Annotated in this window: 14 protein-coding genes and 1 pseudogene; 10 read left to right on the top strand and 5 right to left on the bottom strand. The window is 66.4% G+C overall.

All coding sequences use genetic code 11. The features are described from left to right. Positions 1–25 precede the first annotated feature (25 nt). A complete protein-coding gene (gene aspS, locus XarbCFBP7408_RS08720) occupies positions 26–1792 on the bottom strand; it encodes an aspartate--tRNA ligase (protein WP_104562626.1) in 1767 nt (588 codons plus the stop codon). A 157-nt stretch (positions 1793–1949) separates the two neighbouring features. Here aspS and XarbCFBP7408_RS08715 point away from each other — a divergent pair, with 157 nt between their 5' ends. Next, positions 1950–2714 carry a DUF3011 domain-containing protein gene (locus tag XarbCFBP7408_RS08715; RefSeq protein WP_104562625.1) on the top strand — a complete coding sequence of 255 codons (765 nt, stop codon included), beginning with the start codon at positions 1950–1952 and terminating at the stop codon, positions 2712–2714. An 83-nt stretch (positions 2715–2797) separates the two neighbouring features. On the opposite strand, the gene XarbCFBP7408_RS08710 is transcribed toward XarbCFBP7408_RS08715, so the two are convergent. Next, the gene (locus tag XarbCFBP7408_RS08710; protein WP_104562624.1) at positions 2798–3091 is read right to left on the bottom strand and encodes an FmdB family zinc ribbon protein; all 294 of its coding nucleotides are present in this window, start codon (positions 3089–3091) and stop codon (positions 2798–2800) included. Positions 3092–3546: 455 nt separating this feature from the next. On the opposite strand from XarbCFBP7408_RS08710, the gene XarbCFBP7408_RS08705 reads away from it, so the two are divergent. The 3 genes from XarbCFBP7408_RS08705 (at position 3547) to XarbCFBP7408_RS08690 (ending at position 10443) form a co-directional block, all read left to right on the top strand. Next, positions 3547–4791 (top strand): MFS transporter, encoded by a 1245-nt coding sequence (locus XarbCFBP7408_RS08705; RefSeq protein WP_104562623.1) that lies wholly within the window; start codon positions 3547–3549, stop codon positions 4789–4791. Positions 4792–5672: 881 nt separating this feature from the next. Then, positions 5673–8084, top strand: a complete 2412-nt coding sequence (locus tag XarbCFBP7408_RS08695) for a TonB-dependent receptor domain-containing protein (protein WP_104562622.1) — start codon at positions 5673–5675, stop codon at positions 8082–8084. A gap of 208 nt (positions 8085–8292) precedes the next feature. Next, complete coding sequence (locus XarbCFBP7408_RS08690; protein ID WP_104562621.1) at positions 8293–10443, top strand: phosphocholine-specific phospholipase C; 2151 nt, start codon at positions 8293–8295, stop codon at positions 10441–10443. A 102-nt stretch (positions 10444–10545) separates the two neighbouring features. Here the strand turns inward: XarbCFBP7408_RS08690 and bla are convergent, their stop codons facing one another. Next, positions 10546–11439 (bottom strand): class A beta-lactamase, encoded by an 894-nt coding sequence (gene bla / locus XarbCFBP7408_RS08685; protein WP_104562620.1) that lies wholly within the window; start codon positions 11437–11439, stop codon positions 10546–10548. A 100-nt stretch (positions 11440–11539) separates the two neighbouring features. On the opposite strand from bla, the gene ampR reads away from it, so the two are divergent. Both ampR and XarbCFBP7408_RS08675 read left to right on the top strand, forming a co-directional pair. Continuing rightward, positions 11540–12409 carry a LysR family transcriptional regulator AmpR gene (gene ampR / locus XarbCFBP7408_RS08680; protein ID WP_104562619.1) on the top strand — a complete coding sequence of 290 codons (870 nt, stop codon included), beginning with the start codon at positions 11540–11542 and terminating at the stop codon, positions 12407–12409. Positions 12410–12583: 174 nt separating this feature from the next. Further along, positions 12584–13860: pseudogene (locus XarbCFBP7408_RS08675) on the top strand (lytic murein transglycosylase). Between the two features lie 178 nt (positions 13861–14038). On the opposite strand, the gene XarbCFBP7408_RS08670 reads toward XarbCFBP7408_RS08675, so the two are convergent. Then, entirely contained in the window at positions 14039–15958 is a 1920-nt protein-coding gene (locus XarbCFBP7408_RS08670) for an ABC-F family ATP-binding cassette domain-containing protein (protein WP_104562618.1), read from the bottom strand. Positions 15959–16135: 177 nt separating this feature from the next. Here XarbCFBP7408_RS08670 and XarbCFBP7408_RS08665 point away from each other — a divergent pair, with 177 nt between their 5' ends. From XarbCFBP7408_RS08665 to XarbCFBP7408_RS08650, 4 genes are all read left to right on the top strand, one after another. Continuing rightward, positions 16136–18523, top strand: coding sequence for a TonB-dependent receptor plug domain-containing protein (locus tag XarbCFBP7408_RS08665; RefSeq protein WP_104562617.1), 2388 nt, complete (start codon positions 16136–16138; stop codon positions 18521–18523). A gap of 234 nt (positions 18524–18757) precedes the next feature. Beyond that, positions 18758–19183, top strand: a complete 426-nt coding sequence (locus XarbCFBP7408_RS08660; RefSeq protein ID WP_181106252.1) for a VOC family protein — start codon at positions 18758–18760, stop codon at positions 19181–19183. A 274-nt stretch (positions 19184–19457) separates the two neighbouring features. Then, complete coding sequence (locus XarbCFBP7408_RS08655) at positions 19458–21845, top strand: TonB-dependent receptor plug domain-containing protein (protein ID WP_104562616.1); 2388 nt, start codon at positions 19458–19460, stop codon at positions 21843–21845. Positions 21846–22159: 314 nt separating this feature from the next. After that, positions 22160–24559: a TonB-dependent receptor plug domain-containing protein gene (locus XarbCFBP7408_RS08650; RefSeq protein ID WP_104562615.1), complete on the top strand. Its 2400-nt coding sequence runs from the start codon at positions 22160–22162 to the stop codon at positions 24557–24559. Positions 24560–24750: 191 nt separating this feature from the next. Here the strand turns inward: XarbCFBP7408_RS08650 and XarbCFBP7408_RS08645 are convergent, their stop codons facing one another. After that, a complete protein-coding gene (locus XarbCFBP7408_RS08645; protein WP_104562614.1) occupies positions 24751–25944 on the bottom strand; it encodes a cytochrome P450 in 1194 nt (397 codons plus the stop codon). Positions 25945–26029 lie beyond the last annotated feature (85 nt).

Genomic DNA, 26029 nt, shown 5'->3' with positions numbered 1-26029 from the left:
CGCTGGCGTGGCCGTGGGTGGCAGGTCAGACCTGCTTGGGGCGGACCTGTACATGCACTTCGGCCAGCTGATCGGCGGCGATCGGCGACGGGGCGTCGGTCATCAGGTCCTGCGCGCCGGTGGTCTTGGGGAACGGGATGACGTCGCGGATGGAGTCGGTGCCTGCCATCAGCGCCGCAATGCGGTCGATGCCGAAGGCGATGCCGCCGTGCGGCGGTGCGCCGTAGTTGAGCGCATCCAGCAGGAAGCCGAACTTGGCGCGCGCTTCCTCGGCGCCGATGCCGAGCAGTTCGAACACCGCGCTCTGCATGTCCGGGCGGTGGATACGGATCGAACCGCCGCCGATTTCGTTGCCGTTGAGCACCATGTCGTAGCCGCGCGACACCGCGGTGCGGGCATTGGCGCGCAGGTCGGCGATGTCGTCCACCGCCGGTGCGGTGAAGGGGTGATGCAGGGCCACGTAGCGCTGCGCCTCCTCGTCCCACTCGAACATCGGGAAATCGGTGACCCACAGCGGCGCCCAGCCATCGGCGATCAGCTTGAAATCCTTGCCGGCCTTCAGGCGCAGCGCGCCCATGAAGTCGGACACGGTGTTGTAGCCGCCGGCACCGAAGAACACGATGTCGCCGTTGCCGGCCCCGACGTGCCTGAGCAGCGCAGCGAAGGCGTCTTCGCCGAAGAACTTGGCGATCGGCGAGCTGACTTCGCCGCTCTCCGACAGCTTGACGTAGGCCAGGCCCTTGGCGCCGTACTTGGCAGCGTGGGCGGCGTATTCGTCGATCTGCTTGCGCGACAGCGTGGCGCCACCGGGGATGCGCAGCGCGGCCACGCGGCCGTCGGCATCGTTGGCAGCGGCGGTAAACACCGGGAACTCGCTGGTCTTGACCAGTTCGGCCACGTCGACCAGTTCCAGCGCGATGCGCAGGTCCGGCTTGTCCGAGCCGTAGCGACGCATCGCCTCGGCCCAGGTCATGCGCGGGAACTGCGCGGCCAGGTCGACGTCCACCACTTCGGCGAAGATGGCGCGGATCATGTCTTCGACGAAATCCTGCACGTCGCGCTCGCGCACGAAGGCGAATTCCATGTCGAGCTGGGTGAATTCCAGCTGGCGGTCGGCGCGCAGCGCTTCGTCGCGGAAGCAGCGCGCGATCTGGTAGTAGCGGTCGAAGCCGGCCACCATCAGGATCTGCTTGAACAGCTGCGGGCTCTGCGGCAAGGCGTAGAACTCGCCCGGATGCATGCGCGCGGGCACCAGGAAGTCGCGTGCGCCTTCCGGGGTGGCCTTGGTCAGGATCGGGGTTTCGATGTCCTGGAAATCGCGTGCGTCCAGGTGCCGGCGCAGCGCCTGCACCAGCTTGATGCGGGTGCGCTGCATGCGCTGCATTTCCGGGCGACGCAGGTCCAGATAGCGGTACTTCAGGCGGGTCTCCTCGCCCGGATTTTCGTGCGCGTGGAACGGCAGCGGCGCGGCCTTGTTGAGGATGCTGATGCGGGTGGCGATCACTTCCACCTTGCCGGTGCGCAGCTTGTCGTTGACCGCGTGCCGCGCACGCACCACGCCTTCGACCTGCAGCACGTCCTCGTAGCCGAGGCTGGCGGCCACCTTGAACAGCTCGGCGCTGGCGTCGTCGCCGGCCACCGGTTCCACCGTCACCTGCACGATGCCTTCGTGGTCGCGCAGGTCGATGAAGCACACCCCGCCCAGGTTGCGGGCCACGTCGGTCCAGCCGGCGAGAGTGACGGTTTGGCCGATCAAGGTCTCGTCGACCAGGCCGCAGAAGTGGGTACGCATCGAAAGCTCCGCTGAAAAACCCGACACAGGACAGCGCCGGAGAGCCGGATATTCTGGGGCCGGCGGGCGGCAGGAGCAAATGCGCGGGCGCTCATGGCCGCTTAAGTCAGGGCCCGGCTGAATAGGCGCCAGACCCTTCCGCACCAAGGACGCCACGATGCTGCGCACCGCCCTGCTGCTCTCCGGCTTCGGCCTGATCACCCTGACCGGCCTGCTGACCAGCGCGTCGGCCGCCGCGCAGGACCGCGGCTGGAACGGCCCCAGCATCACCTGCTCCAGCAAGGACAACCGTCGCCGGGAGTGCGATACGCCGTTCCGCGGCCGCGCGGTGCTGGTCGAGAACATCTCCGGCACGCGCTGCATCGAAGGCCGCAACTGGGGCAGCGAGCGTGGCCGGGTCTGGGTCGATAACGGCTGCCGCGCGCGCTTTGTCGATGGCCGCAACGGCGGCGGCTGGGGCGGCAACGGTGGCCCCGGCGGCGGGGTGGCCGGCACGGTGCGCTGCGAGAGCAACGACCAGCGCCAGAAGATCTGCGACACCGGCTGGCGCCGCGCGATGCTGGTGCGCCAGCTGTCCAACACGCCCTGCGTGGAAGGCCGCAACTGGCGCCAGGACGGGGGCCGGATCTGGGTGGACGACGGCTGCCGGGGCGAGTTTGCGCAGGCGCGCGGCGGCTGGGACCGGGGTGACGGCGGCTACGGTGGCCGCGACGACCGCCCGCGCAACGATTACGCCATCACCTGCGCCAGCGACGACCGCCGCCTGCGCACCTGCGGCTGGGACGGACGCTATGGCCGCCCGGTGCTGACCCGCCAGCTGTCCGACACGCGCTGCGAAGGAGGCCGCAGCTGGGGCTACGACGACCGCCGCGCGACGGTGTGGGTCAACGCTGGTTGCCGGGCGCGCTTCGAGGCGCGTTGAGGCCACGGATGGGCGCGCCGCGCGCGGCTGGGTCCAGGATTGTGACTTCCGCCCTGGCAGCGGCTGCGGCGCGCTGGTCCGGCTCAGGCGGGGTCGGACGCGGGCTTGGCAGCAGGCCTGCTCTCGGCGGCGGCCGCCGGCTTGGCATCGCCACCGGCGCCGCTGCTCTCGGTGAGATTTTTCTTCTTCTCGCCCGCCGACTTGAAGTCTGTCTCGTACCAGCCGCTGCCGGACAGACGGAACGACGGCGCGGTGACCTGACGCTTGATCGTGGCCGCCGCGCAGGCCGGACAGGTCTGCGGATCGGGGTCGGCCATCTTCTGCAGGCGGTCGAAGGCGTGACCGCAGGTGGTGCACTGGAAACCGTAGATGGGCATGGCAGGATCAGCTGAAGACGATGCGGGGCGCAGATTCTAGACGGATGCGGGCGGGCAGGTGCAGTGGTCCGTCTGCGACGTTGAACACGCGCGAGCGTGTTGCGTACAAGAGACATCGATCGATGGTGGTTGGGTCGCGCTTGCGCGCCAGGTGCGCTCGCTGACCACCGCAGCCCGCATCGGCAGATAGCAAGACGGTTAAGAGTGTTCACGCGCATGCGGAAGAACGCAATCTGCGCATCGAGTGGTCATCAGGTCTGCGTGACTGCCCGAACTGCGCGGGTAGATGAGGCAGTCATCCCGCACGCCAGAGACTCACGCCTTGCATCAACCTGACACCACATCAGCGGGTATCGAGAGCTACAGAGCCAGGTCGCTTCGATCAAGCTGCACCACCCGGCTGCTACACTCGCCAACGTGATCGACGCGCCTCTCCCCCCACGAGGACCGCATCCATGTTGCGGCTGACTGCCTTATTGCTGGGCGTTGCCCTGCTGCTGACCGGCAGCGGGCTGCTCGGCACCTTGCTTGCCGTGCGCGGTGGCCAGGCCGGTTTCGATGCGCGTGCGCTGGGCCTGATCATGTCCGGGTATTTCGCCGGCTTCTTTCTCGGCACCTTTTTCGCACCGCCGCTGATTCGGCGCATCGGGCATATCCGCGCATTCGCCTTTTACGCGGCACTGGCGGCGATTGCCGTGTTGCTGCATCCGATCTGGTTGAACGCCTGGGGCTGGGGCCTGCTGCGCCTGGTCACCGGCGCGGCACTGGTCGGCCTGTACACGGTGATCGAAAGCTGGCTCAACGCCGAGCCGGACGCGCGTCGGCGCAGTCGGGTGTTCTCGGTGTACATGGCGATCAATCTGTCGGCACTGGCGCTGGGCCAGATCCTGCTCACCGCAGGCGATGCGGGCGCACCGGCGATGTTTACGCTGACGGCGATCCTGATCTGCGCGGCAGTGATGCCGGTGATGACCACGCGCCTGATTCCGCCCGAAGTCCCGCACGTCTCGCGCCTGCGCCTGAAAACGCTGTACGCGTTGGCGCCGGTGGCGACCATCGGCGCGGGACTGTCGGGCCTGGCGATGGGGGCGTTCTGGGGCTTGTTGCCGGTGTACGCCAACCGCATCGGGCTGGATGCCGATGGCGTGGCGATGTTCATGCTCACCGCCATCATCGGCGGCGCAGTGTTGCAGTGGCCGATCGGGCGCATCAGCGATGGCCATGACCGGCGCATCGGCCTGGTCACGATCAGCCTGCTGGCGGCCGGCATCGCGATCGCTGCCGCGCTGCCGATGGTGCAGGCACAGACCCAACTGTTGTTCGTGCTGTTCTTCGTGTACGGCGGGCTGGCGTTCTCGCTGTATCCGTTTGCGGTGGCACACATGCTCGATTACCTGCCGCGCGAAGATCTGCTCTCCGGCTGCAGCAGCCTGCTGCTGGTGCATGGCGTGGGCGCGGCGATCGGCCCGGCCCTGGCCGGTGGCGCGATGCAAAAATTCGGCCCTGCGGCGCTTCCGGTGTATTTCGCGGTGATGCTGCTGGCACTGGCCGGATTTACGCTGGCACGCCTGCTGCGCTTCACGCGCCGCCGCACCCACCCGATCTCGTTCCGCCCGATGTTGCGCACCACGCCGTCGGCGCTGGAGTTGATGCCGGAAACCCAACAGACCGAAACAGCGCCGCACGCCAAGAGCGGCTGATACACCTGTTTCGCTGTCGTCAGTCGCTGCGCTGCTGATCAGGCGATCTGCGGCGTTGCTGCAGAGGCCCCTTTACCCGCCCACCATTGCGAGGGGCGCCGCGAGGCGAAGCAGCTGGTTGACGACTTTTTGAATGGATCAGCTATGGAGCGGTCGATCTGCTGCTTGGCTGCAAGGCCCTTGCTCGCCCACCATCGCGGGGGCGCCGCAAGGCAGAGCAGATGGTGGAGGACTTTTTGGATGGATCAGCTATGGAGCGGTCGATCTGCCGCTTGGCTGCAAGGCCCTTGCCCGCCCACCATCGCGGGACACGCCGCAAGTACGTCGATGTAGGCGCTTACGCGACGGTGGGCGGGCAAGGACCAGTCGAGATGGTCGGTGTGCATGGTTAAGAGCAGTGCGTGATGCGCGCTGCTCGATACTGGTGTGCCGCTCGAAGCCCGACACACGTGCGACGACCGACTTTTCACGCGACTACCAACCAACTTCCTGGCACGGTGTCCTCACCGGTTGCGGGCCCCTTGGCGGCATGGATGCCGCCAAGGGGCCTCCATGGACGGATTCACGGCGTGTCCCGCAAGTGGTGAGGGCACCGCGCACTCGACTCAGCAGGCTTCTGGCATAAGCACTTGAGTGCATCTACAACAACGCGACGACTCGAAATCGCTTGTCTTGAAGTGGAGACAACGCTGCGACACGAAACTCCGGGTGTCTTGCAATAGCGCGGCCCAGAAACATCGAAACAGCGCTGAATCGCCATCGTCCCGACGTTAGGACTTTCTAAATCCGTCCAGTGATCCCGGCCACACCTTTAGCGCGGTCATCATCACGCAATGCAGGCGCGGCAGTCTTTGCAGACCCTCCCCGTCTGTTGGATTGCAATGGATTCGACGTCCTCCTCGCGCGTGCGCCGTCCGGCCACGCTCGCCTTGTTGCTGGTTCCGCTCACCCTGCCCGCTTACGCACAACAAGTCCCGGATGGCGCAGCGTCTGGCCCGGCTGCGGCCGAACCGGGCAGCGCTGGCGAACAGGTGTCCACGCTGGACCAGGTGCAGGTGGTCGGCCAGGCGATGACGTATTCCAAGACCAACGTCAGCAAGGAAATGCTGGACCGCCAGTTCGTGCTCGGCAGCGTCAACGATGCGCTCAACGAACTGCCCGGCGTGGTGGTCACCGAGGCCGATGCCTTCGGCTCGTCGGATTGGGGCACCCAGATCAGCATGCGCGGCTTTGTCAGCAATCGCGATACCCAGCAGATCGGCACCACCATCGATGGCGTGCCCAACGGCGGCTCGGCGTATGGCGGCGGCTCCAAGGCCAACCGTTTCATCGACATGCCGGATCTGGAAACCGTGGAAGTCAGCCAGGGCACCGCCGACATCGCCTCGCGCTCCAACGAAGCGCTGGGCGGCACCTTGAACTATCTCACCGGCGACCCGCTGGAAACGCAGCGCGTGCGCGTGATCGGCGGCATCGGCGACAACCAGGCGCGCAAGTATTACGCGCGCTACGACACCGGCCTGCTCGGCGGCAACACACGCGCCTGGGTCAGCGGCTCGTCGGCACGCAACGACGACTGGATCGACGGCAGCGGCCACACCCGTCGCGATCATCTGGCCGGCAAGTTCGTCAGCGTGTTGGACAAGTGGACGCTCAGCGGCTATGCGTCCTACGACGATGCCGACGAATCCGAATACACCAGCGTGACGCCCGAGCAGTTCGCGCGCGACCCCGAGCACGATCTGTTGACCGGCGCGCTCACCGGCATTGCGTACCTGGACCAGAACTACCGCTCCGGCTCGCGCGCGCTGCGCAAGAACACCTTTGGCTACCTGCGTGGCGCCTTCGATGGCGGCAATGGTTTCAAGACCACGCTGACCGGCTATGCGCATCGCATGCAGGGCCGCGGCGACTGGATTCCGCCGTATCTGGTGGATGTCACCAACGATGGCGCTGGCGCACCCGAATCCGAGGCACGTGGCGGCAACACCGTGTATGGCGGCAGCGACCTGGGCAAGCTGTATTACCTCACCCCTGGTGGCGCGGCTGCGACCATGCTGGCCGGGTGCGCCGGCAGCGATGCGGTGCCGGCCGAGTCCAACCCGGCCTGCTATCCAGCCGGCTCGGTGCCGGTGCAGTCGTATCGGCACAGCCACTACGACAACCACCGCGCCGGCGCGATGGCCGATGTGGAATGGCGCGCCGATCTCGGCGCCATCGACAACACCGTGCGCGCCGGCGCCTGGCTGGAGCGCTACGACCGCAGTGTCACCCGCGACTGGCATCGCCTGCTCAACGTCGGCACCAACATCGGCTTCGATCATCAGCCGTACTGGGTGCAGTTCAAGGACAACTATCAGACCGACGAACAGATGTATTACGTCGAGGACGTGATGCGCTACGGCGCCTTTGCCTGGCGCGTGGGTGTCAAGCAGTTCTTCGTCGACCAGACCCGCGACCGCCGCATCGACGATGCGCAGCATGTGCAATCGGATTCGCATTCGGACCCGCTGCTGTCGGCCGGCCTGACCTGGACCACCCCGCTGCAGGGCCTGGAAGCCTTTGCCGGTTACTCGCAGAACTTCGCTGCGATTCCCTCCGGCGTGCTCGGCGAAACCGACCCGGTCGCACTGAGCCGCGTGCAACCGGAGACCGCCGACAACGTCGAACTCGGCCTGCGCCTCAGCCGCTGGCCGCTGACCGGCAGCGTGACCCTGTACGACATCCGCTTCGACAACCGCATCGTCTATGTGCCGGCCAACTTCGTCACCGGCATCGACTATCTGGGCGAAACCGACGGCGTTTACGAGAACTTCGGCGGCGTGCATGCGCGCGGCGTGGAAGCGGCACTGGGCTATGGCTGGGACAACGGCTGGCGCATCAACGGTGCCTATACCTACAACAAGGCCGATTACCTGGGCAGCGGCGATGTCGCACGCGACACCGCGCTGGAGATCACCCCCGGCGCGCAGGTGATCGGCCAACCGCGCAACACCCTGGTGATGTCGGCGGACTGGCGCGGCCAGGCGTGGCGCTTCGGTGTGTCCGGGCGCTATCTGGGCAAGCGCTACCTGGATGCCTCCAACCGCGCCGCACTCGATGGCGTGACCACCTTCGATGCCAACCTGGGGGTGGAACTGTCGCAGCTGTCGTCGCAGCTCAAAGGCCTGCAGCTGGCGCTCAACGTCAGCAACCTCACCGACAAACGCTACCTGGAAGGCGTGGACGGCAGCGACAGCGCCTTTATCGCCGCGCCGCGCACGGTCGGGCTGACCTTGACGCTGGATCTCTGACGTCGGCGGCGCATTGCCGAGCTGCGGGATGGCCATTGCGACGTGCGCGGGCGGATCGGGCTGAAGACACGCCACCCGATCCGCTCCCTGCATCGCCTGCCACGCAGGTGCACGTTGCAAGCACACGACAGAACACACGCGCTGACGCATTGGGTACGCTCGACCCGCTCCAACGCAGACAGGATGGGAGCGCCAACCAGGTGACACGATGATCGACCTTCCCCGCCGCCGCGTTCTGCAGACCGGGCTTGCCGGTGCCGCCGCGGCGCTGCTGCCTCCCAGCATCGCGCGGGCCGCCGCCATCGCGCCGGACCGCCGCACCGGCACGCTGGAGGATCTGCAGCACGTGGTGATCCTGATGCAGGAAAACCGCGCCTTCGATCATTACTTCGGCAGCCTGCCCGGCGTGCGCGGGTTCGGCGATCGTTTTCCGATTCCCGCACCGCCACTGCCGGGTGCACCCGCGCGCACGGTGTGGCTGCAGCCCAGCGAAGACGGCCGCCAATGGCTGACGCCGTTTGCGCTGGATACGGCCGCGCAATTCGGCTTCATGCGCGTGCAAGGCACGCCGCATAGCTGGGTGGATGCGCAGCGCGCCTGGGATCACGGGCGGCTCGGGCATTGGGCTGCGGCCAAGCACAACCATGCGCTGGGCTATTACCGGCGTGCGGATATTCCGTTCCAGTACGCGCTCGCCGACGCCTTCACCCTCTGCGATGCGTACCACGCCTCGATCCAGACCGGCACCAATTCCAATCGCGTGTTCCTGTGGAGCGGCGGCAACGACCCGCAGGCACGTGCCGGTGGCCCGGTGATCGGCAACTCGCACGACAACTTTGCGGAGCTGGGCGGTTTCCCCGAACCTTACCGCTGGACGACCTACGTCGAGCAGCTACAGAACGCCGGCGTGTCCTGGCAGATCTATCAGGACATGCGCGACAACTTCACCGACAACCCGCTGGCGGGCTTTGCGCCGTTCCGGCAGGCCTTCACTGCTGCGCCCGGGCACGATGCGCAACTGCGCGCGCGTGGCGTCAGCACGCGCGGTGTCGAGCAGCTGCGCGCCGATGTGCTGGGCGGGCAACTGCCATCGGTGAGTTTCATCATTGCCGATGCGGCCGGCAGCGAACATCCTGATCCCTCCAGTCCTGCGCAAGGCGCGGCCTACACCGCACGCGTGCTGGATGCGCTCACCGCCGACCCGCAGGTCTGGAGCCGCACCGCACTGCTGTTGATGTTCGACGAGAACGACGGCTTTTTCGATCACATGCCGCCGCCGGCGCCGCCGTCGCCGGACCCACGCGCGGCCGGCGGCTTTGCCGGCGCATCCAGCATCGCCACCGACGGCGATTACCACCGCCACCCGGCACCGGGCGAACAGAAGGTGGATCTGCCCGAGCTGCGCGGCCGCCCCTATGGCCTGGGTCCACGTGTGCCGCTGTACGTGATCTCGCCGTGGAGCCGCGGCGGCTGGGTGGATTCGCAGGTGTACGACCACACATCGGTATTGCGGCTGCTGGAACGCCGCTTCGGCGTGCCCGCACCGGAGATCACGCCGTGGCGGCGCGCAGTCTGTGGCGACCTGGTCAATGCGTTCGATTTCCGCACGGCCGATGCGCGCCCGTTCGCCGCGGCGCTGCCCGATGTCAGCACGACCGCAGCGCGCGCGGCAGCCCTGCGCGAACACGCACTGCCGCCCTTGCCCACCGCGTTGCAACCGCCGCAGCAGCCGTTCGGTACACGCCGCTCGCGCGCGCTGCCGTATCGCCCAGGCGTGGAACTGGCCCCGTTGCCCGAGCGTGGCCAGGTGAGGCTGCGCATGTCCAACGCCGGCGCTGCGGTGGTATTGCATGTCTACGACCGCTTCGATCTTGCGGCGATTCCGCGCCGTTACACCGTAGGCAGCGGCGCAGCAATGGACGCCACCTGGACCACCGACGATGGCCGTTACGATCTGTGGTTGCTCGGCCCCAACGGATTCCATCGCCACTACCGTGGCGATCTGAGCGCACCGGTGCTGGTGGCCGAGATCACCCAGGATGCGAACGATCCCGCGGCCGTGTCGTTATCGCTGCGCAATGCCGGCAGTACGGCCGTGCAGGTGGAGTTGCAACCGGCCGCGTATTCCACCGCGCAGCCGCACGAACGCCTGAGCGTTGCACCCGGCACCACCGAGCAGCGTCGCTGGAAGGCGGCGGCAACTGGCGGCTGGTACGACCTGTGGGTACACCACGACGGCGCAGCCCAGCGTCTGGCCGGACGTATCGAAACCGGCGCTGACAGCGTCAGCGATCCAGCCATGGGCGGGCCGGCGCGGCTGCAGCAAGACCTGCCCTTGCCGGGCGGCGCACGCGGCTGAGCCTTGCAGCCAGGACTGTCTGACCTCGAAACCCTGGGGGAAACAGGAAGCGCCTGGCGGTCTCACACGAGCGATAACGCGCAAGACAGCGGGACGTTGCAGTCAACCCACGATGCTGTCGCGCACCGCGGCAGCCACTGCCTTCAACGCCGCATCGCGCGCATCGCTGTCGACGCTGGCGCCATTCAAGTATGCGGTGAGCAGCAATGGCGCCTTGCCTGCCGGCGGCCAGACGATGGCGATGTCGTTGCGGGTGTCGCTGCCGTTGCTGCCGGTCTTGTCGCCGATCTTCCAGCCGCGCGGCAGGCCGGCGCGCAGGCAGGTCGCGCCGGTGCGGTTGTCGATCATCCAGTCGGTCAGCTGCTTGCGCGAGGCCGGCTGCAGCGCGTTGCCGAGCAGCAGGGTGCGCAAGGTGGCGGCCATTGCCGCCGGCGTGGTGGTGTCGCGCGGGTCGTCCAGGGCGAACCGGTTCATCTCCGGCTCGTGGCGGTCGCTGCGCGTGTGCGCATCGCCGATGCCGCGCAGGAACGCGGTCACGCCGGCCGGGTTGCCGACCAGCGGAAACAGCAGGTTGGCAGCCGGATTGTCGCTGTAGATCATCGTGGCCCGGCAGAGCTCGGCCACGCTCAGCGACCCGCCGACATGGCGCTCGGTGACCGGGGCATGCTCGAGCATGTCGGAAGCGCGGATCGTGATCCGGTGCGCCAACGTCAGCTCGCCCTTGTCCACCCGCTGCAGCACCGCAGCAGCCAATACAAATTTGAAGGTGCTGCACATCGGAAAGCGTTCGTCCTCGCGCCGGCCGAGGCGCTTGCCGGTGGCGCTGTCGAGCAGGCTGATGCCCAGGCGGCCGCCGCTGCCGCGTTCGATCTCGGCCCACTGTGCCCGCAGCACATCGTCCACCGTCATCGCCGGGGTGAGTGCCCATGCAGGTCTGGAGGCCGCAAGCAGCACGCCCGCGCCGGTTGCGTACAAGAATTGTCGACGGTTCAACATAAAGCAGCCTCCCGGAGAGAGCCCGCAGTGTCGGCGCATGCCGGCCACCGGACTATTGCGATGTTTCGATCCCTGACATGAATTGAACTAATCTCTGTGCATGCCCCGGCCTCGTCTCCCCCTCAATGCCCTGCGCGCCTTCGAGGCCGCCGCGCACCACCAGAACCTGACCCGCGCCGCGAGCGAGCTGTGCGTCAGCCAGGCCGCGCTCAGCCACCAGATCAAGGCGCTGGAGCAGCAACTGAGAACCAGCCTGTTCCACCGCCTGCCGCGCGGCGTGGCGCTTACCGACGAAGGCGCGGCACTGGCGCCGGTGCTCGGCGAGGCCTTCGACCGCATCGCCGCCACCCTGGAGCGCTTTGCCGATGGGCGCTATCGCGAGGTGCTCAGCGTCGGCGTGGTCGGTACCTTCGCCACCGGCTGGCTGCTGCCGCGACTACCGGCGTTTCAAGCCGCGCATCCGGATATCGAATTACGCCTGTCCACCCACAACAACAGGGTCGATCTGGCCGGCGAAGGCCTGGATCTGGCGATCCGCTTTGGCGACGGCGACTGGCAGGGCCAGATCGTCCATGCGCTGATGGAGGCGCCGTTTGCGCCGGTGTGCGCACCCAGCATGGCGCGCGGCTTGCGCACCCCGGCCGATCTGGCGCAGCTGCCGTTACTGCGCTCGTACCGCCTGGACGAATGGCCGCAGTGGTTTCGCGCGGCGGGCGTAACCGAGGTCGCCGCGCGCGGGGCGATGTTCGATTCGTCGTTGACCCTGGCAAGCGCCGCAGCGGCCGGTGCCGGCGTGGCGTTGTTGCCGTTGCCAATGTTTCGCCAGGATCTGGCTGCCGGGCGCCTGGTGTGTCCGTTCCCGATCCAGATCGATGCCGGACGCTATTGGCTGACCCGGCTGCGCTCGCGGCCGGCCGGCGCCGCCGCGCTCAGCTTTCACCGCTGGCTAGCGCAAACTATTTCCGCATGAGCGGTCCAGCGGCACCTGTTCCCTCTGGACCCGTGCCGAAAGCGGCACGCCGACATACTCGCTGCTGGCCGCCTGTTTTAGAGATGAAAGAAGTGATGAAAAGAATAGCTGCAATAGCTTTATTCCCGGAAAGTGATGGCTATATTGGGCTCCCATCCCGCATCAGGCAGCCCCATGATCACGCCTTCGCATCTTCTTCGTTTCTCGCTCTTTATCGGCGCAGGTGTTGCTGCCGCCAACGCGACAGCGCAAGCCACTGCCCCTGCAACAACCTCGCCTCCCGCAACGAACGCCGCTGCCCAACAAGATGCCGCACCCGCGCCCAGCTTCGAACAATGGCTGGTCGACTTCCGCCAGCGTGCGCTCGCTGCCGGCATTGAAACAACCACGCTGGACACTGCATTCGCTGGCGTCACACCCGATCCATCGGTGCAGGCACTGGATCAGCAGCAGCCCGAATTCACCCGCTATCTCTGGGATTATCTCGACGACCGTGTCACCCCGTCCGCCATCCAGCAAGGACAGCAACTGCTGGTCAGCCAGCGCGCCCTCTTTCAAAAGTTGCAGCAGCAATACGGTGTGGATCCGGGCATCCTGACGGCCATCTGGAGCATCGAGAGCGCGTACGGCAAACAGATTGGCGACCGCTACGTGATCCGTTCGCTGGCGACGCTGGCGCATGAGGGTCGGCGCACCCGCTATGGCAATACGCAACTGCTTGCGGCGTTGCAGATCCTGCAGACGGAAAAAGGCGTCGATCGATCGCAGTTCATAGGCTCGTGGGCCGGCGCCATGGGACAGACGCAATTCATTCCGAGCACCTATCGCGACTACGCCGTCGACGACGATGGGGACCACAAACGGGATGTGTGGATTCCAGTGCGGATGCCTTGGGCTCTGCCGCGAATTATCTCAAGCAGAGCAACTGGAGCAGCGCTGTTCCCTGGGGCCAGGAAGTGCATCTGTCAGGCGGCTTCGACTACGCGCAGGCCGACATGACGATCAAGAAAACCGTTGCCGAATGGCAGCGCCAGGGTGTGGTGTGTGGCAGCAAGCCGATTGCGCCCGCACTGGCCCAGGAACAGGCATCGGTGCTTTTGCCCACCGGGTATCGCGGCCCGGCTTTCCTGGTGTTCGACAATTTCCGCAGCATTCTGCGCTACAACAATTCCACCGCCTATGCGCTGGCGGTCGGTCTACTGGCCGATGGCTATGCAGGCGGAGCCGGGGTCGAGCAGCCCTGGCCCAAAGACGATCCGCCGCTTAATAGCGTGGCAGATATCACCGAGCTGCAGCAGCGGCTGACCGACAAGGGATTCGACGTGGGCGGCGTCGACGGTGCGCTGGGGCCGCGAACTCGCCAGGGAATCCGTGCCTTCCAGCGCAGCCAGCAGTTGCCGCAGGACGGGTATGCCAGCACGTCGTTACTGGCACGACTGCGGGCAGGCTGATCACACGACGTGACCGTCGCAGGGATCGGCAACGCCGGTACCGCGTAGCCCGCGATGGTCCTGCCACATCGGGCGGTGCCACGCACGCGCGCCTTGATGAGGCAAGCACGGCGCGATACCGGCGCAGTGACGTTCTTCCGGCTGGGTGCGCCGCCACGGCGCAGCCGGAAGCGCGCTGTCAGTCCGCCCCGTCCAGCAGCTCCATCCACGCCGCCTCGGCGGCGGCCAACTGCTGCGCCGTCGCCTCGCGGTCGCGGCCCAGCACCGCCATCTTGTCGTTGTCGGCATAGTTGCCGGGGTTTGCGAGTTCGCGGTCCAGTGCAGCCAGCGCCGCTTCCAGTTCGCCGACGCGCTTTTCCGCGCTGGCCAGCTTGTGCGGGTTGACGGCTTTCTTCGGCGGCAGCGGCTTGGTTGGCGGTGGCGGGGTCGGCGCCACTTCGGCCATCTTCTGCTTGGTGCCCTGGGCGGCCGGGCGGCTGCGCAGCCACGCGGCGTATTCGTCCAGATCGCCATCGAACGGCTCGACCACGCCATCGGCCACGCGCCAGAAACTGTCGCAGACCAGGCCGATCAGATGGCGGTCGTGCGAGACCATCACGATCGCGCCTTCGAAGTCGCTCAGCGCTTCGGCCAGGGCCTCGCGCATTTCCAGGTCCAGATGGTTGGTCGGTTCGTCCAGCAGCAGCACGTTCGGCTGCTGCCAGGCGATCAGCGCCAGCGCCAGGCGCGCGCGCTCGCCGCCGGAGAACCCATCCACCACTTCGAAGGCGCGGTCGCCGGCAAAATTCCATTTACCCAGGAAATCGCGGAACGCCTGATTGGCGCCATCCGGCGACAGCTCGCGGAAGTGGTCCATCGGCGATTGACCTTCGTGCAGCGATTCCACCGTGTGCTGGGCGAAGTAGCCGATGCGCAGATCCGGATGCGCGCTGCGCTCGCCCGACAGCGGCGCCAACTCGCCCACCAGCGTCTTCACCAGCGTGGTCTTGCCCGCCCCGTTGGGACCGAGCAGGCCGATGCGGTCACCCGCCTCCAGGCCGAAACCGACGTCGTGCAGGATGACGGTTGCGGTGCTGCCCCCATCCGCCCGCGACCGTTCCCCCGCCAGCGGGGGAACGGTCGCGGGCGCGGGATAACCGGCTTGCAGATGATTGAGCCGGATCAACGAAAACGGCAGCCGATTGGGCTGCGCGAACTGGATGCGGAATTCGCGCTCGGCGCGTACCGCCTCGGTGCCGGCCATCTTGGCCAGGCGCTTCATGCGGCTCTGCGCCTGGGTGGCCTTGCTGGCCTGCGCCTTGAAGCGGTCGATGAAGCTCTGCAGATGCGCACGCTCGGCCTGTTCCTTGTCGTGGGCGATCTGCTGCTGACGCAAGTGCTCGATGCGCTGGCGCTCGAAATCGGTATAGCCGCCGACATACAGCTTGGCGGTGCCGCCGTGCAGATGCAGCGTATGCGTGGCCACGTTGTCGAGGAACTCGCGGTCATGCGAAATCAGCAGCAAGGTGCCCGGGTACTTGAGCAGCCATTGCTCCAGCCACAGCACCGCATCCATGTCCAGGTGGTTGGTGGGTTCGTCCAGCAGCAGCAGGTCGCTGGGCATCATCAGCGCGCGCGCCAGGTTCAGGCGCACCCGCCAGCCGCCGGAGAACGAGGACACCGCGCGGTGATGGGTGTCGGCCGGGAAGCCCAGGCCGTGCAGCAACTTGCCGGCACGCGCCTCGGCATCGTAGGCGCCCAGCTCGGCCATCTTCTGGTGCGCGTTGGCGACCGCTTCCCAGTCCTCGCGCGCGGTGGCTGCGGCCTCTTCCTGCAGGATCGCGGAGACCTCGATGTCGCCACCGAGCACGAACGACAGCGCCGGATCGGGCAGCGACGGGGTTTCCTGCGAGACGCTGGCGGTGCGCACCTTGCCGGGCAGGTCGACATCGCCCTTGTCCGCTTCCAGTTCGCCCTTGACCGCGGCGAACAGGCTCGACTTGCCGGTGCCGTTACGGCCCACCACACCGACGCGGTAGCCGGCATGCATGGTCAGGTCGACGTTGGACAACAGCAGGCGCTCGCCGCGTCGCATGGAGAAGTTGCGCAGGGAAATCATTGATGGACAGTCCGATAGAACGAAAAGGAATGAGCAGATGAGCAGCACTCCTGCGACGCCATTCTAGCGTTAACGAATAATTAGCGCCTTCGGACTGGCCGTCGTTCCCTTCGCATCGCCGCGACAAGACCCCGCCCAGCCTTGCTGGTCCTGCCTGGACCCCCGTTCGGAGTTGTCATGAATTACCCGTTGTCCACGCTCGCAACCGCCGTCGTTGCGGCGCTGCTCGCCTCCCCCGCCTTCGCCCAGACCGCCACCCCGGCCAGCGCGCCCGCCAATACGCTCGATACCGTCATCGTCACCGGCACCCGCGTCTCCGACCGTACCGTGGCCGAGTCGCAGTCGCCGATCGACATCATCAGCGCCGAGTCGCTGCAGGCCACCGGCACCCCGGAGCTGGCCACCGCGTTGGCCCGCGCGCTGCCGTCGCTGAACTTCCCGCGCCCGGCCCTGAGCGACGGCACCAGCGCGATCCGTCCCGCGCAGCTGCGCGGCCTGTCGCCGGACCAGGTGCTGGTGCTGGTCAACGGCAAGCGCCGCCACACCTCCTCGCTGCTCAACCTCAACGGCACCATCGGCCGTGGCGCCGCGGCAGTGGACCTGAACACCATTCCGGTCGCGGCGATCGCGCGGGTGGAAGTGCTGCGCGACGGCGCCTCGGCGCAATACGGCTCCGATGCCATCGCCGGTGTGGTCAACATCGTGCTCAAGGGCGCGGAAAAGGGCGGCAGCCTGCAGGCCGGCTTCGGCCGGTATTCGGCCGGCGACGGCAGCAACTACGAGCTGTCCGGCGACACCGGCGTGGCCTACGGCAACGAGCGCGGCTGGCTGCATGTGGCCGCCCAGCTCAACCAGCAGGACCCCACCGACCGCGCGCGCGGCTATGCCGGCGCGCCCAGCGTCTCGCAGCCGGCCGTGGGCCAGAAGGCGTTCAAGATCGGCGACCCGGACGTCAATGCGCAGGCGGTCTCGGCCAATACCGAATTCGCCTTCAGCGACAGCATCACCGGCTACGCGTTCGCTACTGCCAGCAACCGCGACATCACCTCGTTCGCGTTCTTCCGCGCGCCGGGCAGCACCACCCAGAATATTGTGTCGATCTATCCGCAGGGCTTTCTGCCGCAGATCCAGACCTACGCCAAGGACCGCTCGCTGGTGGCCGGCGTGCGCGGTTCCACCGCCAGTGGCTGGGACTGGGACGCCAGCTACAACTACGGCTACAACAAGATCGATTTCCACACCCGCAACACGCTCAATGTGAGCCTGGGCCCGACCTCGCCAACTTCGTTCTACGATGGCGCGCTGGAGACCACGCAGAACATCGTCAACCTGGACGTCAAGCGCGGTTTCGACTGGGGCCTGGCGTATCCGGTGACAGTGGCCTTCGGCGCGGAATACCGCAACGAGAAGTGGAACCAGTCGCCGGGCGAAGTGGGCTCGTATTTCCAGGCCGGCACGCTGGCCGGTGGCGCGCAGGGCTTTGGCGGATTCGCGCCCAGCGTATCCGGGCGGTATTCGCGTGACAGCTACGCGCTGTATGCGGACCTGGAAGCCGACTTCACCGACAAGTTCTCCGCCGGCCTGGCCGGGCGTTACGAGGACTTCGACGACTTCGGCAGCCAGGCATCGGGCAAGTTGTCCGGGCGCTATGCGTTCACCGACAGGATCGCGTTGCGCGGCACGGTGGCGTCGGGCTTCCGCGCGCCATCGCTGGCGCAGCAGTATTTCCAGTCCACCAGCACCACCTTCCTTGCCGGCAATCCGAACCCGTTCGAGATCCGCACCTTCCCCGCCGACAGCAACGTGGCGCGCGCGCTCGGCGCCGAGCCGCTGGATGCCGAGACCTCGCTGTCCTACAGCCTGGGCCTGGTCCTGCAGCCCACCGATGCGCTCTACCTCACCGTGGATGCGTACCAGATCGATGTGGACGACCGCATCGTGCTGTCGTCCAACCTCACCGGCACCGATGTGCGCAACCTGCTGGAATCGCAGGGCATCTTCGGCATCAACGGCGGGCGCTACTTCACCAATGCGGTGGACACGCGCACGCGCGGCGTGGACGTGGTCGGCAGCTACCGCTGGCAGCTCGCCGCCAGCAGCGTGGACCTGACCGCCGGCTACAACTATTCGGAAACCGAAGTACGCAGCGTCGCCGCCAATCCCGCCGCGTTGTCGGCCAACGGGCTGAGCCTGGAGCGTATCGACCGCACCGAACGCGGGCGCATCGAGGAAGGCTTCCCACGCGACAAGTTCCTGGTCAACGGCAGCTGGAACCTGGAGCACTGGACGCTGGCATTGGGTGCCACGCGCTACGGCAAGTACAGCACCCGTCCGGCCGCAGCGATCAACGACCAGACCTTCGGCGCCAAGTGGGTGGTGGATGCCTCGGCCAGCTACAAGGTGGATCGCTGGACGCTGACCCTGGGTGCGGACAACCTGCTGGACGAGTACCCGGACGAGAACAACTTCGCCAATTCCACCAGCGGGCAGTTCCCGTACAGCAATCTGTCGCCGTTCGGCTTCAACGGTGCCTACGTGTACGGCCGCATCAACTATCGCTGGTAATCAATACAGCGATCCACCCTGCTGCGGCGTTGCCACGCGTTGGTTGCCGACGCGCGCGGCACGGTCGCATCCTGACGCCTGACCACACGCCCCGGCCTGCCCGGGGCGTGTGCGTTCCGGCTGGCTGTTTGTTCTGCCATGCAGCCATCCAGCCGCGGGCATCGACGCGCCGTGAAGAGCTGCCGGCGGCCGCGGTGGTATCAACACCGCTTCCACCCTGCCGGAGCACCCATCATGGACGCAGCGCAGCTCTCACGTGGCCGCCTGATCGATCACCTGCATCTGGTCGTCCACGACCTGGCGGCGAGCCGGCGTTTCTACCAGGCGGTGCTCGATGTGCTGGGCATTCCGATCGGCGGCGAAGGCGAGGGATTTTTCTGGGCCGACGAGCTGTTCGTGTCCGATCGCGACACGATGGCGCAAGGCCAACTCACCGGCCGCCACCATCTGGCCTTCCAGGCGCACGACGTGGCCATGGTGCATGCATTCCACCGGGCCGCCCTCGCCCACGGCGGTCGCGACAACGGCGCGCCGGGCGTGCGCCCGTATCACCCCAGCTACTACGCTGCGTTCGTGCTCGACCCGGAAGGCAACAATATCGAAGCGGTGTTTCATGGTCCTGCGCAACGCAGTGCCGATGCGGTGCAGATCACGTTCTGATGCAGAAGCTTCATATCTGGTATCGATGTCCATGATGGTGCAGGCAAGCGGCTGATATCGCAGGTCTGGTGTAAGGCACGCATCACTTTGGTGCACGATGACAACGATGGCAGTAGCACGCCACGCATGACCGTTGCTTGCGCAACGTAACCAAAATTTGACATGTGGTTACACGTGGTGAATGGTTGGGGCCGCACCGCAGCTGTCGCAACGGACGCGGCCCGGGAGGGGCCCCCCTGCGATGCATCCGTTCCCCACTCGGAGTTGTCACCGCATGAATTGCAAGACCAGTCCACTCGCAGTTGCCGTTGTTCTTGCACTGTCGTTCTCCGCTTCAAACGCATCTGCGCAGTCACAGGCTCCCACCCAGAAAACCCTCGATACCTTGATCGTGACCGGCACGCGCGTGGCCGATCGCACCGTGGCCGAATCGGCATCGCCGATCGACATCATCTCGCCACAGGCACTGGAATCGACCGGCACCACCGAGCTGGCGACCGCGCTGTCACGCGCGATCCCCTCGTTGAATTTCCCCCGCCCGGCCATCTCCGACGGCTCGGACGCAGTGCGCCCGGCACAGCTGCGCGGCCTGTCGCCCGATCAGGTGCTGGTGCTGGTCAACGGCAAGCGCTATCACAGCACCGCGTTGATCAATCTCAACGACACCCAGGGCCGTGGTTCCTCGCCGGCCGATCTCAACACCATTCCGATCGCCGCGGTGGAGCGCATCGAAGTGCTGCGCGACGGTGCGTCTGCGCAATACGGCTCGGATGCGATTGCCGGCGTGATCAACATCGTGCTCAAGGGCAGCGGCGAGGGCGGCAGCGTCAATGGCCGCTACGGCAAGTACAGCGCCGGCGACGGTGAGCAGTACCAGCTGTCCGGCGATGCCGGTTTCAGCTTTGCCGGCACCGGCAAGGTGCATCTGGCCGCGCAGGCCGGGCATTCGGACCAGACCAACCGCGCATTGCCGTTCGGCGGCCGCGTGGAGCAGCGCTACGGCGATCCGGACATCGACCAGGGCGCGATCTCGTTCAACGGCGAATACAGCCCCACCGATTACCTGACCTTCTACTCGTTCGGCATGGTCAGCCGCCGCGAAGTGCTGTCCAACGGCTATTTCCGCTTTGCCGGCGACAACCGCAACCGCCCGGAAATCTATCCGGACGGCTTCCTGCCGCAGATCTACAACGTCAGCAAGGACGTGTCCTGGGTGGGTGGTCTGAAGACTTCCACCGAAGGCGGCCTGAACATCGACCTGAGCTACAACTACGGCCAGAACAATCTCACCTTCGATGTGCGCAACAGCCTGAACAACAGCCTGGGGCTGGCCAGCCCGACCGACTTCCATGCCGGCACGCTGGAAGTGACCCAGAACGTGCTCAATGCCGACTTCACCAAGACCCTCGACTGGGGCCTGGCGTATCCGGTCACGCTGGCCTTCGGCGCGGAATGGCGTGGCGAGAAGTTCAACCAGTCGCCCGGCGATGCGGCTTCCTCGGCCAATGGCGGCATTCCTTCGGCCAATGGCGCGCTGATCCCGGGCGCGCAGGTGTTCCCCGGCTTCAAGCTCTCCGACGCCGGTTACTACAACCGCAACAGCCATTCGGCGTACGTCGACCTGGAAGCGGATCTGACCGAAAAGCTTTCGGCCGGCCTGGCCGGGCGCTACGAAAAGTACAGCGACTTCGGCGACACCGCCACCGGCAAGCTGTCGCTGCGCTATGCGTTCACCGACAAGGTGGCCGTCCGCGCCACCGCCTCCACCGGTTTCCGTGCGCCGTCGTTGCAGCAGCAGAACTTCCAGTCGATCGCCACGCAGTTCCTCAACGTGGCCCAGCCCAACGGCACGGTCACTGCAGTCCCGTTCGAGATCGGCACGTTCCGTACCGACAACCCGGCCGCGATCGCACTCGGTGCCGAGCCGTTGAAGGCCGAGGAATCCAAGAACTACGGTCTTGGCGTGGTGCTGCAGCCGATCGAAAACCTGTACATCACGGTCGATGCGTACCGCATCGAGATCGACGACCGCATCGTGCTGTCGGAAAACCTCACCTCCAATGCGGCGCGCAATTATCTGCAGGCCAATGGCTTCCCGGGCATCGGTGGCGGGCGCTACTTCACCAACGCGGTGGACACCAAGACCCAGGGCGTGGATGCGGTCGGCACCTATCGCTGGAACCTGGACGGCGGCAGCGCGGAGCTGACCTCAGGCTACAACTACAACAAGACCGAGGTGGAACGGATCGCCGACAACCCGGCAGCGCTGGAAGCGATCGATCCGGGCGCAGTGCGCATCGGCCGCGCCGAACTCGGTCGCATCACCGAAGGCACGCCGCGCGACAAGTTCTTCCTGGGCGGCACCTGGTCGCCGGGCAACTGGTCGTTCACCGGCACCGCCACGCGCTGGGGCGAGTTCAGCACCTTCGGCACCAACGCCGGCAGCGACCAGACCTATGCGGCCAAGTGGACGCTGGACCTGGCCGCGTCCTACAAGTTGAACGACTGGAACTTCACCATCGGCGGCGACAACGTGCTCAACGAGTATCCCGACCGCCAGGAAGCCGGCCTGGGCACGCGCACCTACCTGCCCTACAGCAGCGCCTCGCCGTTCGGTTTCAACGGTGCGCTGGTGTATGCCAACGTGAGCTACAAGTGGTAAGTCGCCGCATGCCGGTCGGCAGCGGCCGGCACGTCGATCGCCTCGTCCCGCCTCGCTGAGACAAGGCAGCACGCCCCGCAGCATCGCTCGCCCTTTCCGATTGTCGCGAAAGGGCGAGTTCCCCCCTTCTTTCGCAAGGATGCGCCACGCAGCAGACGCTGCGTTGCAGTCTGCTGTCTTGCTGTGCACGTCGCCTCGCCAGCGCACACACGCTGCGCGCAGGCAACACGGGTCACGCAGTCCGCCGTTGTCTTCCCCCGGCAATACGCGCAGCGCAGCGCTGCGTCCACCATTCCCTTTGAGTCTCCATTCCCATGCACACCTCCAACGCACTCTCGCTTGCGATCTCGGTCGCACTCACCGTCTGCACGTTCGCTGCCAGTGCGCAATCGCAGCCTGCCCAGCCGCAGAAAACCCTGGACACCCTGATCGTCACCGGTACGCGCGTCAGCGACCGCACGGTGGCCGAATCCGAATCGCCGATCGACATCATCACCGAGCAGTCGCTGCAGGCCACCGGCGCCACCGACATCGCCACCGCGCTGGGCAAGCTGCTGCCGTCGCTGAACTTCCCGCGCCCGGCGATCTCCGATGGCAACGATGCCGCGCGCCCGGCCACGCTGCGCGGCCTGTCGCCGGATGCGGTGCTGGTGCTGGTCGACGGCAAGCGCTATCACACCTCCTCGCTGATCAACTACAACCCGTACGTCGGCCGCGGCTCGGCGCCGGCCGACCTGAACTCGCTGCCGATGTCGGCGATCGCGCGCATCGAAGTGCTGCGCGACGGCGCCTCGGCCCAATACGGCTCCGATGCGATCGCCGGCGTGGTCAATATCGTGCTCAAGCATGGCGCCGATGCCGGCAGCAACAGCGTGTCGGTCAATGGCGGCATCATGGACAAGGGCGATGGCGAGCAGAACGGCATCGACGGCTCGGTCGGCCTGCCGTTCGGCGGCAGCGGCGGCGACACCCCGCCGGGCTGGGTGCGGCTGTCCTGGAACTACCAGAACACCATGAGCACCAACCGCGGCGAGAACACCAACCGCGCCACCACCGTGCCGGGCACGCCCAATCCGGGCGGTGTGCCCTACCAGCGCCACGGCGACCCGGCCTCCAGGTTCTATCAGGGACTGGCCGCATTCGGCTACGCGTTCTCACCGAACCTGGAACTGTACGGCCACCTCAGCATGAGCCGTCGCGAGGTCACCTCCAACGGCTACTACCGCGCCGCCGACAACACCGCGCGCAATGTGCAGGCGATCTATCCGAACGGCTTCCTGCCGCAGATCTACAACCCCACCAACGACCGCTCGGCCGTGCTGGGTTTGAAAGGCAGCACCGAGAGCGAATGGAACTGGGACGTGTCGGCCACCTACGGCAAGAACGACATGAACTTCAACATCCTCAACAGCATCAACACCAACCTGTACTGGACCACCGGCAGCTCGCCGACCAATTTCAACTCCGGTGGCTTCGAAACCGAACAGGGCACCATCAACCTGGACGTCAACAAGTCCTTCGACTGGGGCCTGGCGTATCCGGTCAATGTGGCCTTCGGTGCCGAGCATCGCCAGGACCGCTACCAGATCACCGCCGGCTCGCCGGAGTCGTACTTCTTCGATCCCAACACCATCAATCCCGACGACGGCGCGCCGTATCCGGGCGGTGCACAGGTGTTCTCCGGCCTGGAGCCGACGGTGGCCGGCAAGTTCGGACGCCACAGCAATGCGGTCTACGCCAACCTGGAAGCGGACATCACCGACAAGCTGTCCGGCGGTATCGCCGGGCGTTATGAAAACTACAGCGACGCCGGCTCCACGCGTTCGGGCAAGCTGTCGGCGCGCTACGCCTTCAGCGACACCTTCTCGCTGCGCGGCACCATCTCCAACGGCTTCCGCGCACCGTCGCTGGCCCAGCAGAACTACGCCTCGGTGGTGACGCTGATCCAGAACGGCGAGCTGGTGCAGGTCGGTACCTACCGCACCTCCGACCCGGTCGCGGTGGCGCTGGGCGCCGGCCCGCTGAGCCCGGAGAAATCCACCAACTATGGCCTGGGCGCCGTGTGGCAGCCGACCGCCGACTTCACCTCCAGCCTGGACGTGTACCAGATCCGCATCTGGGACCAGATCCTGTATTCGGACCAGCTGCAGCTGGCGCAGCCGATCGGCCAGGTGGCCGCGGTGCAGTTCTTCGTCAACGGCGCCACCAGCCGCACCCGTGGCGTGGACTGGATCAACAGCTATCTCGCCGACCTGGGCAGCTACGGCAAGCTCAATCTCAGTGCCAGCGCCAACTACAACAAGACCACGATCCTGGAACTATCCAACCCCAACTTCGGGCGCGCCAGCCAGGGCCTGCTCACCGACGCCACCCCGCGCACCAAGTACATGGCGGCGGCCGACTGGTCGATTGGCGGATTTGCGCTGAACTTCAACGCCACCCGCTATGGGTCGATCAAGCGCATCAGCGACCCGGCCGATGGCAGCCAGGACCAGACCTACGACGCGCGCTGGTTGTTGAACCTGGCTGCCAGCCAGACCTGGAACGCGTTCACCTTCACCGTGGGCGCGGACAACCTCACCAATCAGTATCCGACCAAGGCGCAGCTGACCACCGGCTACGACGACCGCGCCGGCGGCCTGCAGTATTCGTCGCTGTCGCCGTTCGGCTTCAACGGCCGCTACTGGTACGGGCGGGTCACCTACCGGTTCTGACCGGCGGGCTCGAGCGGACCTGACGATCCGCGGCTGCGTCAACGTAAACACCGCCGAGTGATCGGCGGTGTTTGTCGTTGTGGGCTTCGATTCGCGTGCAGCGGCCGTGCGTCATCTGCCGCAGTGATTGCCAGCGCTACGACTGCTGCAACACTGCGTGCCGGTCCGGCGCTGCGCCGCCTGGCCGCAACTCACCAGGAGGCGAGCAGCGCGTCCACACCGCGCAGGTTGGCGCGATCGTTCCAGCTCAGCGTGTCCAGCTGCTCCAGCCGAAGCGCCGGCAGCCGCGCCAGCAGGCAGGCCAGCGCGGCTTCCATTTCGATCAGCGCCAGCCGGTTGCCCAGGCAGTGGTGGATGCCGCCACCGAACGACAGCGCGCGGCCCTGCTGGCGGCGGATATCCAGCAGCTGCGGGTCGGTGAACTGCAGCGTGTCGTGATTGGCCGCGCCCAGCATCAGATACAGCATGGCGCCCTGGGGAACCGCCACGCCCTCGATCTCGACATCCTGCAACGCGGTGCGCGTGGCGATCTGCACCGAGCTGTCGTAGCGCATGCATTCGAGCACTGCATTGGGCAGCAGGCTCGGGGTTTCCTGCAGCAGGCGCCATTGCTGCGGATGCCGATGCAGCGCGACCAACGCATTGCAGATCATGTTGGAGGTGGTTTCGTGGCCGGCAAAGAACAGCAGGATCACGTTGGAGACGATCTCCTCATCGCTCAGGCGGCGGCCGTTGTCCTCGGCCTGGATGAAACGCGCGATCAGATCCTCGCCGCCAGCGCTGCGACGTTGCGCGATCACGCCGTGGAAATACCTCGCCAGCTGGTCGTACGCAACGCTGGTGGCCTGCAGCTCTTCCGCCGTCATCATCGGATCGAAGACTTTTGCCAGTGCGCTGGTCGCGTGACTCAACGCGGTGACATCGGCCGCATCGATATCCAGCATGCGGCAGATGATGGCGATCGGCAGCGGGAACGCGAACGCGGTCAGCAGATCGCAGTGGCCGTCTGCCTGAAAGGCGTCGATCAACCCCGCGGCGGTATCGCTGGCTATCTCACGCATGGATTCCATCTGCCGCGCACCGAAGGCCTGTGTCATCAGTCCGCGCAACTGGGTGTGCAGCGGCGGGTTGAGCAGCAGGAACATGCGGCTTATGCCCTGAAACAGCGGCAGGTGCACCGCCGCCTCGCCGTAGCGCAGGCGAATGCTGTGCAGATAGTCGCGGCCGACCCGGCGGTCGCCGAGCAGGCGATCGACCACCGCGTAGCGGCCGGACATCAGCCGCCCCTCCGCCACCTGCACCAGCGGGCCTTCCTCGCGCAGGCGTGCGTAGGTCGGATAGGGGTCGTGCCGGAACTGGGGTGTTGCCAAATCGCTGAGATGCATGGCCTGGCTCGTGTGGCATCGCCCGCAACGGGGGCGATGCATGCGTGGGCCTGCCGAACGACGCAGGCGCTCCACTGGGAGACCG

This window comes from Xanthomonas arboricola pv. guizotiae (genome assembly GCF_002940205.1).
GTDB classification, from domain to species: domain Bacteria; phylum Pseudomonadota; class Gammaproteobacteria; order Xanthomonadales; family Xanthomonadaceae; genus Xanthomonas; species Xanthomonas arboricola_C.
Note: the sequence above shows the minus strand (reverse complement) of the source record. Positions and strands in the feature narration are given on the sequence as shown.